General features: G+C 67.2%; 11 protein-coding genes. 9 read left to right on the top strand and 2 right to left on the bottom strand.

Going from position 1 to position 12,923, the window contains the following annotated elements; translation table 11 throughout:
* Nucleotides 1–47: 47 nt before the first annotated feature.
* The 6 genes from P6144_RS18085 (at nt 48) to P6144_RS18060 (ending at nt 4,931) form a co-directional block, all read left to right on the top strand.
* Complete coding sequence (locus P6144_RS18085) at nt 48–404, top strand: iron-sulfur cluster assembly accessory protein (RefSeq protein WP_277769212.1); 357 nt, start codon at nt 48–50, stop codon at nt 402–404.
* 134 nt (nt 405–538) lie between these two features.
* The gene (gene mgrA / locus P6144_RS18080) at nt 539–1,600 is read left to right on the top strand and encodes an L-glyceraldehyde 3-phosphate reductase (protein ID WP_277769211.1); all 1,062 of its coding nucleotides are present in this window, start codon (nt 539–541) and stop codon (nt 1,598–1,600) included.
* Nucleotides 1,597–2,064 (top strand): GreA/GreB family elongation factor, encoded by a 468-nt coding sequence (locus P6144_RS18075; RefSeq protein WP_277769210.1) that lies wholly within the window; start codon nt 1,597–1,599, stop codon nt 2,062–2,064. The genes mgrA and P6144_RS18075 overlap by 4 nt, the downstream gene beginning before the upstream one ends.
* A 24-nt stretch (nt 2,065–2,088) precedes the next feature.
* Nucleotides 2,089–4,269 carry a penicillin acylase family protein gene (locus P6144_RS18070; protein ID WP_277769209.1) on the top strand — a complete coding sequence of 727 codons (2,181 nt, stop codon included), beginning with the start codon at nt 2,089–2,091 and terminating at the stop codon, nt 4,267–4,269.
* 78 nt (nt 4,270–4,347) lie between these two features.
* On the top strand, nt 4,348–4,692 hold the full coding sequence (locus tag P6144_RS18065; RefSeq protein WP_277769208.1) for a hypothetical protein: 345 nt from the start codon (nt 4,348–4,350) through the stop codon (nt 4,690–4,692).
* Complete coding sequence (locus tag P6144_RS18060) at nt 4,689–4,931, top strand: hypothetical protein (protein ID WP_277769207.1); 243 nt, start codon at nt 4,689–4,691, stop codon at nt 4,929–4,931. Before P6144_RS18065 ends, P6144_RS18060 begins: the two co-directional genes overlap by 4 nt.
* Nucleotides 4,932–4,954: 23 nt before the next feature.
* Here P6144_RS18060 and dinB read toward each other — a convergent pair whose 3' ends face one another.
* Both dinB and P6144_RS18050 read right to left on the bottom strand, forming a co-directional pair.
* Nucleotides 4,955–6,022 carry a DNA polymerase IV gene (gene dinB / locus P6144_RS18055; protein WP_277769206.1) on the bottom strand — a complete coding sequence of 356 codons (1,068 nt, stop codon included), beginning with the start codon at nt 6,020–6,022 and terminating at the stop codon, nt 4,955–4,957.
* A gap of 1 nt (nt 6,023) precedes the next feature.
* Entirely contained in the window at nt 6,024–6,620 is a 597-nt protein-coding gene (locus P6144_RS18050; protein ID WP_277769205.1) for a TetR/AcrR family transcriptional regulator, read from the bottom strand.
* A gap of 172 nt (nt 6,621–6,792) precedes the next feature.
* On the opposite strand from P6144_RS18050, the gene P6144_RS18045 reads away from it, so the two are divergent.
* Genes P6144_RS18045 through P6144_RS18035 form a run of 3 tightly spaced genes read left to right on the top strand, consistent with a single transcriptional unit; the run spans nt 6,793 to nt 12,646 of the window.
* The gene (locus P6144_RS18045; RefSeq protein WP_277769204.1) at nt 6,793–7,977 is read left to right on the top strand and encodes an efflux RND transporter periplasmic adaptor subunit; all 1,185 of its coding nucleotides are present in this window, start codon (nt 6,793–6,795) and stop codon (nt 7,975–7,977) included.
* An 11-nt stretch (nt 7,978–7,988) separates the two neighbouring features.
* Nucleotides 7,989–11,234, top strand: a complete 3,246-nt coding sequence (locus P6144_RS18040; protein WP_277769203.1) for a multidrug efflux RND transporter permease subunit — start codon at nt 7,989–7,991, stop codon at nt 11,232–11,234.
* Nucleotides 11,231–12,646, top strand: a complete 1,416-nt coding sequence (locus tag P6144_RS18035) for an efflux transporter outer membrane subunit (RefSeq protein WP_277769202.1) — start codon at nt 11,231–11,233, stop codon at nt 12,644–12,646. Before P6144_RS18040 ends, P6144_RS18035 begins: the two co-directional genes overlap by 4 nt.
* Nucleotides 12,647–12,923: the final 277 nt, after the last annotated feature.

Here is a 12,923-nt window from a genome sequence, read left to right as displayed (position 1 = left end):
CACCCCCAACCCCCTCCCCGAGGGGGAGGGGCTTAAGGAAGAAGAAGATGACCGAAGCCACGACCCGCCAGCGCCCCGCCGCGCTGATCCTGACTCCCTCGGCGGAGCAGCGCATCGCCGACCTGATGGCCAAGGCGCCCGAAGGCGCGGTGGGCGTCAAGCTGTCGACCCCGCGGCGCGGCTGCTCGGGGCTGGCCTATTCGGTCGACTATGTCACCGAAGCCAAGCCGTTCGACGAGAAGATCGAGACTCCCGGCGGGACCTTCTATGTCGACGGCAGCTCGATCCTCTATCTGATCGGCTCGACGATGGACTGGCAGGAAGACGACTTCACTGCCGGCTTCGTCTTCCAGAACCCCAATGCCAAGGGCAGCTGCGGCTGCGGCGAGAGCTTTACGGTCTGAGGCACATCCTCCACCGTTCGTGCTGAGCTTGTCGAAGCACCGTCCTTTTCTTCTCTGTCCGGCGCAGTAGAAGAGCGGCCCTTCGACAAGCTCAGGGCGAACGGGTTGGTTCGCTTGCCAGCAGGAGAGACCCGATGCCCTATCCCCAGCCCTATGTCGCCGATCCGGCGCGCTATGACGGGCGGATGCCCTATCGCCGCTGCGGCCGCTCGGGGCTCGATCTGCCGGCGATCTCGCTGGGGCTCTGGCAGAATTTCGGCGGCACCGATGTGTTCGAGACCGGCCGCGCGATGCTGCGCCGCGCGTTCGATCGCGGCGTCACCCATTTCGATCTCGCGAACAATTACGGCCCGCCCTATGGCTCGGCCGAGGAGAATTTCGGCCGCGTCCTGGCGAGCGACTTCGCCGGCCACCGCGACGAGCTGATCGTCTCGACCAAGGCGGGCTGGGACATGTGGCCCGGACCCTATGGCGATGTCGGCGGCTCGAAGAAATACCTCATCGCTTCGTGCGACCAGAGCCTCAAGCGAATGGGGCTCGATTATGTCGACATCTTCTATTCGCACCGTGTCGACCCGAAGACGCCGCTCGAGGAGACGATGGGCGCGCTCGCCCAGATCCACCGCCAGGGCAAGGCGCTCTATGTCGGCATCTCGAGCTATTCGCCCGAGCTGACGCGAAAGGCCGCGGCGATCCTGGCCGAGTACAAGGTGCCGCTGCTGATCCACCAGCCCAGCTATTCGATGCTCAACCGCTGGATCGAGGACGAGCTGCTCGGCACGCTCGAGGATCTCGGTACCGGCTGCATTGCCTTCTCGCCGCTGGCGCAGGGCATGCTGAGCAGCAAGTATCTGGGCGGCGTGCCCGAAGGCGCGCGTGCGTCGAAGGGCGGCTCGCTGAACCAGCGGCTGCTGTCGGACGAGAACATCGCCAGCATCCGCGCGCTCGACGCCATTGCGCAGAAGCGCGGGCAGACGCTGGCGCAGATGGCGATCGCCTGGGTGCTGCGCGATCCGCGCGTCACCTCGGCGCTGATCGGCGCGCGCACCGTCGAGCAGCTCGACAACTCGCTCGACGCGGTCAACAATCTCGCCTTCGACGCGGACGAGCTCGCCGCGATCGATGCCCATGCAACCGATGGCAATCTCAACCTTTGGAAGGTGTCGTCGAGCATCGAGGAACTCCCCCAGGCATGAGCGTCGCCTTCCGTCGCGAGAGCGACGAGGAACATAAGGAACCCAAGTTCGAGCTGCCGCTGCCGCCGGGGCCGAACCTGGTCACCGCGCGCGGGCTCGCGCTGATCGAGGCGAAGGTCGCCGAGCTGGAAGCCGCGGTGGCGGCCGAAGGCGCGGAGGAGCCGCGCGAGGCGCTGAAGCGCGAGCTGCGCTATTGGAACACCCGCCGCACCACCGCGCAGATCGCCCCGGTGCCCGAGATCGGCGTCGTCGGCATCGGCTCGCGCGTGCGCATCCGCATGGCGGGCAAGGAGCGTGTGATCGATCTGGTCGGCCATGACGAGGCCGATCCCGCGGCCGACCGGCTTTCCTTCCAGGCCCCGCTCGCCAAGGCGCTGATCGGCGCAGAGGAAGGCGAGAAGCTCGATTTCGCCGGCAGGCCCGGGGCAATCGAGATCGTCGGGATCGAAGTGATTCCGGACTGAGCAAACTGTGTCTAGGGTGCAGGCATGACTCGCCTGCTCCTCGTCGCCGCCCTCCTCGCTTCCACCGCGCCCGTTGCCGGCGCCCATGCCCAGGCCGATGCCGCGCGCTGGCAGGCGCAGGCGGCGCGGGTGACGATCACGCGCGACGATTGGGGCGTGGCGCACATCAACGGCAAGACCGATGCCGATGCGGTGTTCGGGATGATCTATGCCCAGGCCGAGGACGACTTCAACCGGATCGAGACCAATTATCTGGTCAGCCTCGGCCGGCTTGCCGAGGCGGAGGGCGAGGGCGCGATCTGGCAGGATCTGCGCCAGCGGCTGTTCGTCGATCCAGAGGTGCTCAAGGCCGATTACGCGAAGAGCCCCGCCTGGCTGCGCACGCTGATGCAGGCCTGGGCCGACGGGCTGAACTATTATCTCGCCACCCATCCGCAGGTGAAGCCGCGGGTGCTCACGCATTTCGAGCCCTGGATGGCGCTGAGCTTCTCCGAAGGCAGCATCGGCGGCGACATCGAGCGCGTGCCGCTCAGCCAGCTCGAGGCGTTCTACGGCAAGCAGCGCGTCGCGATGACCGATGCCGAGAAGGGGCTGGTGTTCAAGGAACCCCAGGGCTCGAACGGCGCCGCGATCGCGCCCGGCCATACGCGCGACGGCCATGCGCTGCTGCTGATCAACCCGCACACCAGCTTCTTCTTCCGTGCCGAGCAGCAGGTGACGAGCGGCGAGGGGCTGAACGCTTATGGCGCCGCCACCTGGGGGCAGTTCTTCATCTACCAGGGCTTCAACGCCAAGGCCGGCTGGATGCACACCTCGAGCGGCGTCGACAATGTCGATGAGTTCGCCGAGACGATCGTCAGCAACGTGCCCGGCGATCGCTTCTATCGCTATGGCAGTGAGACGCGTCCGCTTGCGGTCAAGCGGATCACCCTGTCGTACCGCGCGGCGGACGGCAGCCAGGCGCAGCGCAGCTTCACGACCTGGGCCACGCATCACGGCCCGATCGTCCGCGAGGCGGACGGCAAATGGATCGCCTTCGCGCTGATGAACAAGCCGGTCGAAGCGCTGCAGCAGAGCTTCCTGCGCACCAAGACCAGCGACTATGCGAGCTTCCTCAAGGTCGCCGAGCTCAAGGCGAACAGCTCGAACAACACGCTGTTCGCGGATTCGAAGGGCGAGATCGCGTTCCTGATGCCGCAGTTCATGCCGGTGCGCGACGATCGCTTCGATTATCGCAAGCCCGTGGACGGCAGCGATCCGGCGACCGACTGGAAGGGGCTGCACAGCCTCGCCAGCCTGCCGCAGGTGGTGAACCCCAAGAATGGCTGGGCCTATAACGTCAACAACTGGCCCTGGACCGCGGCGGGCGCCGACAGTCCCAGGGCGGCGGACTATCCGCGCTATTTCGACCAGGCCGGCGAGAACCCGCGCGGCGCGCATGCGCTCCAGGTGCTGAACGCGCGCCGCGACTTCACGCCCGAAACGCTGCGCCAGGCGGCCTATGACAGCTTCCTGCCCGCCTTCGATCGCCTGTTGCCCGGGCTGGTTGCGGCCTGGGAGAAGCTGCCCGACGGCGATGCGCGCAAGGCGAAGCTTGCCGAGCCGGTGGCGCTGCTCAAGGGTTGGGACCGCCGCTGGTCCGCCACCTCGACCGCGACGTCGCTCGCGGTGTTCTGGGGCGAGGCGCTCTGGGCACCCGGCGCGGCGCCGGCTAAGGCGGCCGGGCTATCGGTGTGGGACTGGATGGCCGAGCGCGCCAGCGACGCGCAGCGGATCGACGCGCTTGCCGCCGCGGTCGACCGGCTGGCGCAGGATTTCGGCAACTGGCAGGTGCCCTGGGGCGAGATCAACCGCTTCCAGCGCAACGACGGCGCGGTCGTCCAGAAGTTCGACGATGCCAGGCCGAGCATCCCGGTGCCCTTCGCCTCGGCGCAATGGGGCTCGCTCGCCTCGTTCGGCGCCGCCCGCTACCCGGGGACGAAGCGCTATTACGGCACCCGTGGCAACAGCTTCGTCGCGACGGTGGAGTTCGGGCCGAAGGTGAAGGCCTGGGCAGTGAGCGCCGGCGGCGAAAGCGGCGACCCGGCCTCGAAGCACTTCGCCGACCAGGCCGGACGCTATGCAGCAGGCGACCTGCGCCCGGTCTATTTCTACCCCGACGACCTCAAGGGGCATGTCGAGCGGGTGTACCGGCCGGGGCGCTAGGTATTGATTAGAATGGTGGCGCTTGGATGATCGTCGTGGTTCAACTAGTGATTTGATGGTTCGACGAGGAGTGTGGGTATGCCTGAGGGTAAAACTATCAATGCTCGCGGGGGAAGTGGTGAGAGGCGAATGGCCGATATTAGGGCGCAATTGCATTTCACATCTGGGGCGCTGCATTTCAGTTTAGAGATGTTTGGTGACCATATTGCCAAGCGAGAAGGATACAAAGCGCACGATGGGCTTGAAGCTGTTCGCTTTTATCTCATAAATAAGCATGGTTGGTTGCCGCGCGATGTTAATGCGATGAGTTTTGAGGAAATTCGTTTCCTTCTTGCTGAAGAGATGCACGACTGGACGCTCCCGATTGAGGCGAGAGAAAGCTATCCTCACCTCGGTAGGGAGGCTTGGGAGGTTGGATCATGAGCGACATGTTCGAGATTGGCAGGCGTTACCGTGTTACCACCGGCTTAGGTGAGCAGCGTGGTTACAGCTCCTTCACGGTTGAGGCTTGGGAGCCTCCCTTGCTGAAGTTGAAGACTCCTTGGGACGAGACAATAATCAATACGTCCTCACCGGAATTCATCTCGGCCGAGAAAGAGATGCGAGATGAAGAAAGGGTTCCGAGCCCCTTTGATGACTTCGATATCGCGGAGAGCGAATAAAAGTTTCTGGTGATCGCGGGCGCTCAGAACGGCAACTCCTCCCCCAGCCGTTCCTCGAAGTTCGAAACCGTCACCCCCACCAGCCTGATCCCCTTGGGCGTCGGCAGCACCGAGCGGATCAGCGACAGGCTCATCTCGCGCAGCGCCTCGCGGCGGTCGACCAGCCCGGCGGAGAGGCTGCGGCTGCGGGTGATGATCTGGAAGTCGGCGTACTTCACCTTCACCGTCACCGTGCGGCCGAATTCCTGCGCCTTCTCGCACCAGGCCCAGACGTCCTCGGCCATCTCCAGCACGCCCGCCTCGATCTCCGCCGGCTCGACAAGGTCGCGGTCGAAGGTGGTTTCCGAGCCCGAGGACTTGCGGATGCGCTCGGCGTCGACCGGGCGGTCGTCCTCGCCGCGGGCGATCGCGTAATACCAGTCCGCCGAGCTGCCGAAATGCGCGCGCAGGAACTCGATCGACTTGCCGCGCAGGTCCGCGCCGGTCTCGATCCCCAGGCCCTGCATCTTCCTGGCGGTCACCGGCCCGACGCCGTGGAAGCGCTTGACCGGAAGCGTCTCCACCCAGGCCGCGCCCATCTCGGGCGTCACCGCGAACTGGCCATTGGGCTTGCGCTGGTCCGAGGCGAGCTTGGCGAGGAACTTGTTGTACGAGATGCCCGCCGAGGCGGTGAGCCCGGTTTCCTCCAGGATGCGCGCGCGGATCTCCTTGGCGGTGGCCCAGGCGGTCTCGATCCCGCGCAGGTTGGCGGTGACGTCGAGATAGGCTTCGTCGAGCGAGAGCGGCTGGATGATCGGGGTATAGTCGGCGAAGATCGCATGGATCTGCTTCGAGACCGCGCGATAGACCTCGAAGCGCGGCTTGACGAACACCAGCTCGGGGCAGCGCCGCAGCGCGGTGACCGAGGGCAGGGCGCTGCGCACACCGAACTTGCGCGCCTCGTAGCTTGCCGCCGCCACCACGCCGCGCGCGGCGGCATAGCCCACGGCGACCGGCCTGCCCCTGAGCGCCGGATCGTCGCGCTGCTCCACCGATGCGTAAAAGGCGTCCATGTCGACATGGATGATCTTGCGGACCGGCGGCGCGGCCATGTCAGTCGTCCAGCGGCTCCAGCGCGGCCTGGAAGATGTGGACCAGGCGCTTCTCGAAGCGGGCATTGTCGGCTTCGCTGCATTCGAGCGGGTCAACGGCGAGCATGTTCTGCATGATGCCCATGCCCATCAGCACGGCAAAGGCCATCGCCGCCCGCATGTCCGAATCCTCCCCGCCCAGCTCCTGCGCCACCGGCCGCAGGATGTCGGTGTCGATCGTCTCGCGGATGATCTGGCCGGCCTTGGGCGAGGCGGCCGAATGGAGCAGGATCAGGAAGCGCTGGAGATGCGTCTCGCGTTCCTCCGCCGGCTTGTCGCCCTTGTCGAGGAAGAGCTGGGCGAAATGCTCGGCCACCGCGCCGGGAGTGGCGCCGTCCATGATGTCCTTGTCCTCGCCGCGCACGGCTTCGAGGAACAGCGCTTCCTTGCTGCCGAAATAGCGGCTGACCAGCGCGGGGTCGACGCCGGCATGGCCCGCGATCTCGCGCAGGCCGACATTCTCGTAATTCTCGCGCGCGAAGTGCCGCCGGGCCGAGGCGAGGATTGCCTGGCGCGTCGCGATGGCATTGCGATGCCGCGACGGAACCGGTGGGATCATGGCCGATTTCCCTAACATGGCGGTGAGGATAGTCAACCGTTGTGGACATATGTCCACGGTCGTTGACAAGCTTTGGGTTCGGGCCTAGCGGGGGCGAAATCGGAAGTCGTTCGTTTGAAGAAACGACGCCGCGGAGGATGTCCGTCCAGGGGCACGGATTTAGGGATCGAACATGCATTCGAAGAACCGCAAGCTGCTCATTCCGGCGCTCGCAGCCGCGCTCGCTCTCGCCGGTTGCGGCGGTGGTGGGGCGCAGCCGCCCCAGCAGGGCGCGCCGCCCGTCACCGTGTCCGCGCCGCTGGTGCAGGACGTGGTCGACTGGGACGAGTTCGTCGGCCGCTTCGAGGCGATCCAGAATGTCGAGGTGCGTCCGCGCGCCTCGGGCTATCTGCAGGGCGTGTGGTTCAAGGACGGCCAGTTCGTCCGCAAGGGCCAGCTGCTCTTCACGATCGATTCGCGCCCGGCCCAAGCCGCCGTCGCCCAGGCCGCCGCGCAGGTCGCCCAGGCCAAGGCGACGCTTGCCAACGCCCAGACCGAATATGCCCGCTCCGAAGCGCTGGTCGCCCAGCGCGCGGCCAGCCAGGAAGAGCTCGAGCAGCGCCGCGCCGCGCTGCGTTCGGCCAGTGCCCAGGTCGCGGCGGCGGAGGCGAACCTGCGCGCACGCCAGCTCGATCTCGGCTTCACCCGCGTCACCGCGCCGCTGAGCGGCCGCATCTCGGAGCGCAAGGTCGATATCGGCAATTCGGTCGCCGCCGACCAGACCGTGCTGACCACGATCGTCTCGGTCGATCCGCTCCACTTCGTCTTCCAGGGATCGGAAGCGCTGCTGCTCAAATATCAGCGCCAGGGCACGGGCACTCAGGCCGGAACCCCGGTGAAGGTCAAGCTCTCGGACGAGAGCGACTATACGCATAACGGCTCGCTCGACTTCGTCGACAATGCACTCGATGCCGGCGCCGGCACGATCCGCGCCCGCGCGGTGATCGCCAATCCGGGTGGCTTCCTGAAGCCCGGCATGTTCGGCTCGGCCCGCCTCGAGGCATCGAAGCCCTATCCGGCGCTGCTGGTGCCGGACACCGCGGTGATGGCCGATGCCGCGCGCCAGGTGGTGTTCGTCGTCGACAAGAGCAACACGGTGACCGCGCGCCCGGTGCAGACCGGGCCGCTGCGCGGCAATCTGCGCGTGATCCGCTCGGGCCTGACCAAGGAAGACCGGGTGATCATCGACGGCACCCAGCGCGCCCGCCCGGGCGTGAAGGTCACGCCGATGCCGGGCAAGATCACCGAGACGCCCGCCGCCTCCGCGCCGCCGGCCGACGCGCCCGCTTCCACTGCCCAGCCCGCCGGCAACCGCTGAGGAACGGCGCAATGAGCGATACCCACCAGGCCCTGCCGGCCCCGGAAAAGCCGGAGCGCCGCGGCTTCTCCAGCTTCTTCATCGAGCGGCCGATCTTCGCGGCGGTGATCTCGGTGTTCATCACCCTGATCGGCGCCTTCTGCTATCCGCTGCTCGCGCTGTCGCAATATCCGGAGATCGCCCCGCCGACGATCTCGGTCCAGGCCGCCTATGCCGGCGCCTCGCCCGAGATCATCGCCGAGACGGTGTCGGCGCCGCTCGAGCAGGAGATCAACGGCGTCGAGGGCATGCTCTACATGAGCTCCTCGTCGACCCAGGGTGCGGGCCAGGTCACCGTCACCTTCAAGCCTGGCACCGATCTCGATGCCGCGCAGGTGCTGGTGCAGAACCGCGTCAACCTCGCGCTGCCGCGCCTGCCCGCACAGGTCCGCCAGATCGGCGTGACGGTGAACAAGCAGGAATCGGGCTTCCTGATGATCGTGGCGCTGACGTCTCCGGACGACAGCCTCGACGTCGACTATATGGGCAATTACGCCAACACGGTGATCCGCGACCGGCTGCTGCGCCTCGAAGGCGTCGGCACGGTGCAGATCTTCGGCGGCGGCAATTATGCGATGCGCGTCTGGATCGATCCGGACAAGGCGGCGGCGCGCAACCTGACCTCGGCCGAGATCATCGCCGCGCTCCAGGCGCAGAACGTCCAGACCGCGGGCGGCGCGCTCGGCTCGGCGCCGACGGGCAAGGATAATCCCTCGTTCGAAGTGCCGGTCGACGTGCAGGGCCGCCTGCAGAGCGTCGAGCAGTTCGGCAACATCACGATCAAGTCCGATCCCTCGGGCGCGGCGCTCACCAAGCTGAGCGATGTCGCGCGCATCGAGCTGGGCAGCCAGGACTATTCGATCCGCGGCTCGTTCGGCGGCAAGCGCGGCATCGCGCTCGCGATCGTCCAGCAGCCGGGCGCCAACTCGCTCTCCGCGGCCGATCTGGTGCTGAAGGAGATGGACACGCTCAAGAAGGACTTCCCGCAGGGCCTTCAGTACAGCATCCCCTACAACCCGACCGAATATGTCTCGGCCTCGGTCGAAGCCGTGCAGCACACGCTGCTCGAAGCGGTCGTCCTCGTCGTCGTGGTCGTGATCATCTTCCTCCAGACCTGGCGCGCGGCGGTGATCCCGATCGTCGCCATCCCGATCGCGCTGGTCGGCACCTTCGCGGTGCAGCTCGCGCTCGGCTTCTCGATCAACTCGCTCTCGCTGTTCGCACTCGTGCTCGCCGTGGGCATCGTGGTCGACGACGCGATCGTCGTGGTCGAGGCGGTGGAGAAGCATATCCGCGCCGGGCTCTCGCCGCGCGAGGCTGCGCATCTCACGATGAAGGAAGTGTCGGGCGCACTGGTCGCGATCGGCCTGGTGCTGATCTCGGTGTTCATCCCGACCGCGATGGTCGGCGGCATCCCCGGCATCTTCTACCGCCAGTTCGCGGTGACGATCGCGGCCGCCTCGGCGATTTCGCTGCTCGTCTCGCTCACGCTGTCGCCGGCGCTCGCCGCGCTGCTGCTCAAGCCGCACCAGGATATCGATGCCGATAGCGGCCCGCGCTGGATGCGCCCGATCAAGGTCGGTGCCGAGAAGTTCAACCAGGGCTTTGACTGGCTGTCGGATCGCTATGGCCGTGTCACGGGCCGGCTGATCCGCATGGGCCTGATCATGATGATCGTCTATGCGGGCCTGCTCGCACTGACCGGCTGGCGCCTCACCGCCACGCCGACGGGCTTCATCCCCGAGCAGGACCAGGGCTTCCTGATCGGCGTCGTCCAGCTGCCGCCGGGCTCGTCGCTCGAGCGCACCAGCGAAGTCGTCGACAAGGCCTATGCGATCGCCGCCAAGACCGATGGCGTGACCGACGGCGCGGCGTTTGCCGGCCTCGACGGCGCGAGCTTCAGCCAGGCGTCGAACGCGGGCGTGTTCTTCATCAAGCTCAAGGACTGGTCCGAGCGCGGCAAGAAGCAGAGTGCCGAGGCGCTGGCCGGCCAGCTCACCGGCGCGATCGCCGGGCAGATCAGCGGCGCCAACATCTTCATGATCGCGCCGCCCGCGGTGCAGGGCCTGGGCAACGGCTCCGGCTTCGTGATGATGATCGAGGACAAGTCGGCCAATGGCGGCTGGCGTGGCCTGGAAGGCGCGACCGGCGCGATGATGGGCGCGGCGATGCAGGAGAAGAAGGTCACCCAGGTCTTCTCGCTGTTCAACACTGCCAACCCGAAGATCCGCGCCGATGTCGATCGCGACAAGGCGCAGATCATGGGCGTGGAGCCCAGCCAGGTGTTCGACGCGATCAGCACCTATATCGGCTCGACCTATGTCAACGACTTCAACCTGCTCGGCCGCACCTTCCGCGTGACCGCGCAGGCGGAGCCGGCCTCGCGCGACGACATCAGCGATATCGGCCGCCTGCAGGTGCGCTCGAAGAGCGGGGCGATGGTGCCGCTCTCGGCAGTGGCGACGTTCAACCGCGATTCGGGCTCGTCGCGCGTGGTGCGCTACAACCTGCTGCCCGCGGTCGAGCTGCAGGGCGGCGCGGCGCCGGGCGTGTCCACGGGCGATGCGCTCGCGGCGATGGAGGCGATGGCGGGCAAGGTGCTGCCGCCGGGCTATGGCTATGAATGGACCGGCCTCGCCTACCAGCAAAAGGCGGCGGGCAGTTCCTCGGCGCTGATCTTCGTCCTCGCCGTGGTGTTCGTGTTCCTCGTGCTGGCGGCCCAGTACGAAGCGCTCACCCTGCCGCTCGCGGTGATCCTGATCGTGCCGATGTGCATCCTTGCGGCGCTGCTCGGCGTGAACCTGCGGGGGATGGACAACAACATCCTCACCCAGGTCGGCCTTGTCGTGCTGATCGCGCTGGCGGCGAAGAACGCGATCCTGATCGTCGAGTTCGCCAAGCAGGGCGAGGAAGAGGGCATGAACCGGTTCGATGCGGCGATCCATGCGGCCCGCTCGCGTCTCCGCCCGATCCTGATGACCTCGTTCGCGTTCATCTTCGGCGTGATCCCGCTCGCGATCGCCAGCGGCCCGGGCCAGGAGATGCGCCAGTCGCTCGGCACCGCGGTGGTGTTCGGCATGCTCGGCGTCACCATCTTCGGCCTGATCTTCACGCCGATCTTCTATGTGCTGATGCGCAAATGGGGCGGCGGCCGCGTGAGCAAGGAGGCGCCCGCGGCTCCCGAGACACCCGCACCCGCGACCGGAGAAGCGCAATGAAGCGTACCCTCATCTTGCTCGCCGCGGGCCTGACGCTGTCGGGCTGCGTGGTCGGTCCCAACTATGTCTCGCCCGCGCCCAAGGCGCCGGCCCAGGGCGATCTGAGCCAGGCCAGTGCCGCCGGCTTCGTCGCCGACGAACCGCCGGCGGACTGGTGGCGGCTGTTCAACGATCCGGCGATCGAGCGGCTGGTGAACGAGGCGCTGGCGGCGAACACCGATCTGCGCGTCGCCGCGGCGAACCTGCGCCAGGCGCGGGCGGTGCTGCGCGAGACGCGTTCGGCGCGGCTGCCCAGCACCACGGTCAACGCGCAGGGCGGCTATGGCCAGGTTTCGGGCTCGACGCTCGGCATCGACGGTCCCGGTCCGCGCGGCGACAGCTATCAGGCCAGCTTCGACGTCGGCTACCAGGTCGATCTGTTCGGCAAGATCACCCGCGCCATCCAGGCCGGGCGCGCCGATGTCGAGGCCAGCCAGGCTGCCTATGACCTGGCCCGCGTCACCGTCGTCGCCGAGACGATCCGCGCATATTCGGATGCCTGCGCCGCCGGCCAGCAGCTCGCCGTCTCCGCGCAGACGCTGAAGCTCCAGGAAGACACGTTCGACCTGACCCGCCGGCTCGAGGCAGGCGGCCGCGGCACCGGGCTGCAGACCAGCCAGGGCCAGGCGCTGCTAGAGCAGACCCGGTCGACGGTCCCGCTCTACGAGGCGCAGCGCAAGGCGGCGCTGTTCCGCCTCGCGGTGCTCACCGGCAAGCCGCCGGCCGAGTTCCCGGCCGATGCCGCTGCCTGCAACACGCCGCCGGTGGTGAAGCAGGCGATCCCGGTCGGCAACGGCGCGACCCTGCTGGCCCGCCGCGCCGATGTGCGCGCCGCCGAGCGCCGGCTCGCCTCGGCAACCGCGCAGGTTGGTGTGGCCACCGCCGATCTCTATCCGAATATCTCGATCGGCGGCTCGATCGGTTCGACGGCGAATTCGCCGGAGGGGCTGTTCAAGAGCTCGGGCCTGAACTTCAGCATCGGGCCGCTGCTCTCGTTCAGCTTCCCGAACATGAGCGTCGCGCGCGCGCGTATCGCCCAGGCCAGGGCCGGCGCCGATGCGGCACTCGCCACCTTCGACGGCACCTGGCTGACTGCGCTGCAGGACGTCGAGACGTCGCTCGCCGCCTATGTCGCGGCGGGGCAGCAGGTCGAGGCGCTGCGCCGCGCGCGCGAGGCGAGCGGCGAGGCGGCCCGCATCGCGCGGCTGCGCTACCGTTCCGGCGCCGAGGCCTTCCAGACCGTGCTCGATGCCGAGCGGACCCAGGCGAGCAACGAGTTGCTGCTCGCCCAGGCCGAATCGGGCTTCTCGGACGCGACGATCACTCTGTTCCTAGCGCTTGGCGGAGGTTGGCAGCAGCCACCCCAGGGTTGATAGCCAACCTCCGCCCCCGCTCCCCGCGTGCCTCACGGCGCGCGGGGCGCGGCTGATTCCGCGCCATCGATGCGCGTCGAACGCGCGAACTACCCGAAAGTGTAGCTGGACAGGCCAGCTTTGGCCGTGAGCAACTGTGTCGCGCAAGGGGCGGGAGGCAGATTCTCCCCTGTGCACCCTGTTTGCCCGACCAATAATGCAATGTGGCCTGACCATTCTATTGACATTTGTTTCCGGCTTGGCCTTATTGGCCTGACACCGGTGCCAGCATGACTGG

The organism is Sphingomonas sp. HITSZ_GF (genome assembly GCF_029543155.1).
Lineage (GTDB): Bacteria > Pseudomonadota > Alphaproteobacteria > Sphingomonadales > Sphingomonadaceae > Sphingomonas.
The sequence above is the reverse complement of the archived record's forward strand: the minus strand, read 5'-3'. Positions and strand labels throughout refer to the sequence as shown.

What these genes read in the sequence shown, in the direction of transcription:
- P6144_RS18085 (WP_277769212.1), top strand. Translation starts at nt 48, where the DNA reads ATGACCGAAGCCACGACCCGCCAGCGCCCCGCCGCGCTGATCCTGACT.
- P6144_RS18035 (WP_277769202.1), top strand. Translation starts at nt 11,231, where the DNA reads ATGAAGCGTACCCTCATCTTGCTCGCCGCGGGCCTGACGCTGTCGGGC.
- P6144_RS18045 (WP_277769204.1), top strand. Translation starts at nt 6,793, where the DNA reads ATGCATTCGAAGAACCGCAAGCTGCTCATTCCGGCGCTCGCAGCCGCG.
- P6144_RS18075 (WP_277769210.1), top strand. Translation starts at nt 1,597, where the DNA reads ATGAGCGTCGCCTTCCGTCGCGAGAGCGACGAGGAACATAAGGAACCC.
- P6144_RS18050 (WP_277769205.1), bottom strand. Translation starts at nt 6,620, where the DNA reads ATGATCCCACCGGTTCCGTCGCGGCATCGCAATGCCATCGCGACGCGC.
- P6144_RS18040 (WP_277769203.1), top strand. Translation starts at nt 7,989, where the DNA reads ATGAGCGATACCCACCAGGCCCTGCCGGCCCCGGAAAAGCCGGAGCGC.
- mgrA (WP_277769211.1), top strand. Translation starts at nt 539, where the DNA reads ATGCCCTATCCCCAGCCCTATGTCGCCGATCCGGCGCGCTATGACGGG.
- P6144_RS18060 (WP_277769207.1), top strand. Translation starts at nt 4,689, where the DNA reads ATGAGCGACATGTTCGAGATTGGCAGGCGTTACCGTGTTACCACCGGC.
- dinB (WP_277769206.1), bottom strand. Translation starts at nt 6,022, where the DNA reads ATGGCCGCGCCGCCGGTCCGCAAGATCATCCATGTCGACATGGACGCC.
- P6144_RS18070 (WP_277769209.1), top strand. Translation starts at nt 2,089, where the DNA reads ATGACTCGCCTGCTCCTCGTCGCCGCCCTCCTCGCTTCCACCGCGCCC.
- P6144_RS18065 (WP_277769208.1), top strand. Translation starts at nt 4,348, where the DNA reads ATGCCTGAGGGTAAAACTATCAATGCTCGCGGGGGAAGTGGTGAGAGG.